Here is a 4316-nt window from a genome sequence, read left to right on the forward strand (position 1 = left end):
TCTCGGCGATGCGCAGCATGCAGATCGAGTCCTTGCCGCCGGAGAAGAGCAGCACGGGGTTCGCGCACTGGCCGGCGACCTCGCGCATGATGTGGATGGCCTCGGCTTCCAGCCAGTCGAGGTGGGACAGGGTTTGTCGGGTCAGCGTGGACATGGTTGCTTCTTGATGTTGGGGATTCGGTGCTTGGGCGCCGCGTCGTCGCGGCGCCCCGGGCTCAGCCCTTCTTGACGTGCAGCCCGCACTCCTTGGAGGTCGGGTCTTCCCACCACCAGCGGCCGGCGCGGACGTCTTCGCCGACGGCGATGGCGCGGGTGCAGGGCGCACAGCCGATGCTGGGATAGAACTGGTCGTGCAGCGCGTTGTACGGCGTCTCGTGCATGCGGATGTAGGCCCAGACCTCGGTCTCGGTCCAGTCCGACAGCGGATTGAACTTCACGAGCTGGTTGCCCTCGTCGAACTCGCGCGTCGGCAGCCCGACGCGGGTCGCGGCTTGGGCGGCGCGCAGGCCGGTGATCCAGGCTTTCTTGCCGGCGAGCGCGCGCTGCAGCGGCTCGACCTTGCGCATGTGGCAGCACGCCTTGCGCATCTCGATCGACTCGTAGAAGGCGTTGATGCCATGCGTGCGGACGTAGTTCTCGACCGCGTCCGACTTCGGGAAGAACACCTTCAGCTTCGTGTCGTAGTGCTGCTCGACCTCGCCCATCAGGGTGTAGGTCTCGGCGGGAAGCCGCCCGGTGTCGAGCGAGAAGACTTCGATCGGCAGCTTTTCGCGCAGGATCAGGTCGGTGAGGACCATATCCTCGGCGCCGAAGCTGTTGGCGAAGGTGATCTCGCCCGCGGCGCCGAATTCGGCGACTGCGGCGCGCAGCAGTTCGAGCGCCGCGTCGGTCTTCGCGCTGACGATCTCGACGAGGTCGGGCGTCAGCTCCGGATGCGTGGCCGGGTTCTTTGCGGCCGGACGCAGCATCGAGACGGCACCGCTCATGCCTTAGCTCCGGCCCGCGCAACGCGGCGGAACAGCGGCTGCGGGTGCGTCGCCGAGGCTTGGTAGGGTTGCGTGAAGTCGGCGATGCTCGCGACCGCGGCCTCGAGTTGCCCGTCGGTGTAGCGGTCCGCGCGCGGTTGCAGCGCGTCGAAGCCGCTGCGCGTCATGTAGTTGAACTGGTCGCGCAGCACGTCGCCGATCGCCCGCAGCTCACCGGTGTAGCCATAGCGTGTGCGCAGCAGCGTGGCGGTCGAGTAGCCGCGTCCGTCGGTGAACTTGGGGAAGTCCACCGCGATAACGGACAGACGGGCGAGATCGTCGGCGATGTCCTCCGGGCCTTCGCCGGCGGCGAACCATACGCCCAGTACGCCGCGCTCCGCACGAGGCGCGAGTTCGTCGCGGCGCTGCTGCCACACGGCGAGCGGAACGAGCGTGCGCCCGGCGGGCAGGGCCACGTCCGCGGCAGCCTCGCCCTCGGCGAGCGAGACGATCTGCCAGTCGTCCGAGACAATCCGGCCATTCTTGATCAGCTTAGGCATTCGCCACCTTCCTTTGCGTCAGTTGTTCGCTGCCATAGACCCGCTGCTTGAACGGGTCGATGCCAAGGCGGTGCACCGTGTCGACGAAGCGCTCGTCGGGGTGCCGGAGTTCGATGTAAGTTTCGATGAGTTTTTCGACCACGTCGGCCATCTGCGCGCGCGCGAACGAGGGGCCGATGACCTTGCCGAGGGCGGTCGAGTTGCCTTGTTCGCCGCCGATCGAGACCTGGTACCACTCCTCGCCGTTCTTATCGACGCCGAGCACGCCGATGTGGCCCACGTGATGGTGACCGCAGGAGTTCATGCAGCCCGAGATGTTGATTTCGATCTCGCCGATGTCGTACAGGTAGTCGAGGTCGTCGAAACGCTCCTGGATCGCTTGCGCGATCGGGATCGACTTGGCGTTCGCAAGGCTGCAGAAGTCGCCGCCGGGGCAGCAGATGATGTCGGTCAGCAGGCCGATATTCGGCGTCGCGAGGCCCGCGTCGCGCGCGAGCTGCCATAGCGGGTACAGGTCCGACAGCTTCACGTCGGCCAGCACGACGTTCTGCTCGTGGGTCATGCGCGCTTCGCCGAAGCTGAAGCGGTCCGCCCAGTCGGCGACGAGATCCATCTGCTCCGCGCTGATGTCGCCCGGAGCGATGCCGGTCTTCTTCAGCGACAGCGTCACGGAAGCGTACCCGGGCTTCTTGTGCGCGCGGACGTTGCGCTTGACCCAGGCGGCGAAGGCGAGATTTTCGACGATGTGATGATGATGCGGCTTGTCGTCGGCCGGCAGGTCTTCGTACTGCGGATCGACAAAGTACGCCGAGACGCGCTCGACTTCGGCCTCGGTCAGCGTATTCGGGCCATCCTTCGCGTGCGCCCATTCCTCGCGCACCTGCCAGCGGAATTCCTCGACGCCGAGCGCCTTCACGAGGATCTTGATGCGCGCCTTCCAGACGTTGTCGCGCCGGCCGTAGCGGTTATAGACGCGCAGGATCGCTTCGCAGTAGGTGATCAGATGCTGCCACGGCACGAAGCTTTCGATCTCTTCGCCGAGAATGGGCGTGCGGCCCAGGCCGCCGCCCACCAGCACGCGGAAGCCGATATTGCCTTCGGCATCGCGCTTCAAGTCGAGGCCGATGTCGTAGACGCGCAGTACGACGCGATCTTCGGTTGCCGCGTTGAGCGCGATCTTGAACTTGCGCGGCAAGTAGGCGAACTCGGGGTTGTAGGTGGCCCATTGACGCAGGATCTCCGCCCACGGACGCGGATCGACGATCTCGTCGGCTGCGACCCCCGCGAACGCGTCCGCGGTGATGTTGCGGATGTCGTTGCCCGAGGTCTGGTTCGCGTGCATCTGCACGGTCGCGAGTTCGGCGAGCATGTCGGGGATGACTTCCAGCGGCGACCAGTTGAACTGGACGTTGGTACGCGTGGTGAAGTGTGCGTAGCCGCGGTCGTAGGTGCGCGCGAGGTGGGCGAGCTTGCGCAACTGGCGGCTCGCGAGATGGCCGTAGGGCACCGAGATCCGGAACATCGGCGCGTGACGCTGGATGTAGAGGCCGTTTTGCAGGCGAACGGGACGGAACTCGTCGTCGGTCAGCTCGCCGGCGAGATGGCGTCGCATCTGGTCGCGGAACTGTGCAACGCGCTCGTCGAGGAGTTGCTGGTCATATTCGTCGTATCGGTACATCTCGTCTCTCTCGTTGAATCCGGAAGGTGTGCCGGCGGGAAATCAGTGGGTGATGAGCTTGGCGCCTACGAGCACCAGCATCGTGGCAAGGATCGGACGCAGGATCCGATCCGGCAGTTTGGTGGAAATATGGCTGCCGACCCAGATGCCGGGCAGCGAGCCGGTGATCAGGCTGCCGAGCAGGAACCAGTCGACGCTGCCGAGGATCCAGTGGCCGACGCCGGCAACCAGCGTCAGCGGCACGGCGTGGGCGATGTCGGAGCCGACGATGCGCAGCGCCGGCAGGCCGGGATAGAGGAAGAACAGCGCGGTGACGCCGAGCGCGCCAGCGCCGACCGAGGAAATCGACACCAGTACGCCGAGCACGGCGCCGGTGAGGACGGTCAGTGCAGCAATACGTCTCGGGTTCGCCTCACCGCCAAAACGTTTGACGGCGTAGCCCTGAATCTGCTTGCGAAAAATCAGAGCGACGGCGGTCAGCAGCAGTGCGAAACCGAGCGCGACCTTGATGAGGCTGGCGGCGCCTTCGATGCCACCCGGGGCGAACTTGCCCACCAGGATCAGTGTCAGGGTCGCGGCCGGGAGGCTGCCGGTGGCGAGGCGGCGGGTGATCCTCCAGTCCACGCTGCCTTTAAGGCCATGGGCGAGCGTCCCGCCGGTCTTGGTGATGGCGGCGTAGAGGAGGTCCGTGCCGACGGCGACCGACGGGTGGATGCCGAACAGCAGCACCAGCAGCGGCGTCATCAGCGAGCCGCCGCCGACGCCAGTCACGCCGACGATCGCGCCGACCACGAAACCGAAAGCGTGTACGCGAGCTGCACCTGATCGACCGCGTCAGCGGACCATGCCCGCGGCGACCGTGCCGTTCGTCGTCTCGTCGATCAGGATGAAGCTGCCGATCGCGTGGTTCGCGTCGTAGCGGTCCGGAAACACCGGCTGCGCGAGCGTGAGCGCGACGCGGCCGATGTCGTTCATCGCGAGCGTGGCGGGAGCCGGCTCCGCCTGCTGCGTGGCGACGTTCCACAGGTGATCGATGCGCGCGATCTTCGCGCGCACTTCGCGCGTCGTGTGCCGCAGCACGTACGGGCGGCGCGCGTCGAGCGGCGTCTCGGC

Annotated in this window: 5 protein-coding genes and 1 pseudogene; all 6 read right to left on the minus strand. The window is 66.4% G+C overall.

The window, feature by feature from the left end:
* Positions 1-154 (minus strand): annotated as a pseudogene (locus VJ673_RS14170) (sulfate adenylyltransferase subunit CysD); the annotation flags it as partial.
* A 61-nt stretch (positions 155-215) separates the two neighbouring features.
* Positions 216-986, minus strand: coding sequence for a phosphoadenylyl-sulfate reductase (locus VJ673_RS14175; RefSeq protein WP_324126777.1), 771 nt, complete (start codon positions 984-986; stop codon positions 216-218).
* Entirely contained in the window at positions 983-1525 is a 543-nt protein-coding gene (locus VJ673_RS14180) for a DUF934 domain-containing protein (protein ID WP_324126778.1), read from the minus strand. Before VJ673_RS14180 ends, VJ673_RS14175 begins: the two co-directional genes overlap by 4 nt.
* A complete protein-coding gene (locus tag VJ673_RS14185) occupies positions 1518-3203 on the minus strand; it encodes a nitrite/sulfite reductase (protein WP_324126779.1) in 1686 nt (561 codons plus the stop codon). Before VJ673_RS14185 ends, VJ673_RS14180 begins: the two co-directional genes overlap by 8 nt.
* 42 nt (positions 3204-3245) lie before the next feature.
* Positions 3246-3947, minus strand: a complete 702-nt coding sequence (locus tag VJ673_RS14190; RefSeq protein WP_324126780.1) for a sulfite exporter TauE/SafE family protein — start codon at positions 3945-3947, stop codon at positions 3246-3248.
* Positions 3948-4037: 90 nt separating this feature from the next.
* Positions 4038-4316 (minus strand): elongation factor 1-alpha C-terminal domain-related protein (locus tag VJ673_RS14195; protein ID WP_414635658.1); only part of this gene is annotated, 279 nt, incomplete at its 5' end.

The sequence above is a fragment of the Aromatoleum sp. genome, assembly GCF_035254505.1.
In the GTDB taxonomy this organism is placed as follows: Bacteria; Pseudomonadota; Gammaproteobacteria; order Burkholderiales; family Rhodocyclaceae; genus Aromatoleum.

Bases quoted from the DNA above. Each gene is read 5' to 3' on its own strand.
- VJ673_RS14175 (WP_324126777.1), bottom strand. From the start codon at position 986: ATGAGCGGTGCCGTCTCGATGCTGCGTCCGGCCGCAAAGAACCCGGCC.
- VJ673_RS14180 (WP_324126778.1), bottom strand. From the start codon at position 1,525: ATGCCTAAGCTGATCAAGAATGGCCGGATTGTCTCGGACGACTGGCAG.
- VJ673_RS14185 (WP_324126779.1), bottom strand. From the start codon at position 3,203: ATGTACCGATACGACGAATATGACCAGCAACTCCTCGACGAGCGCGTT.
- VJ673_RS14190 (WP_324126780.1), bottom strand. From the start codon at position 3,947: ATGACGCCGCTGCTGGTGCTGCTGTTCGGCATCCACCCGTCGGTCGCC.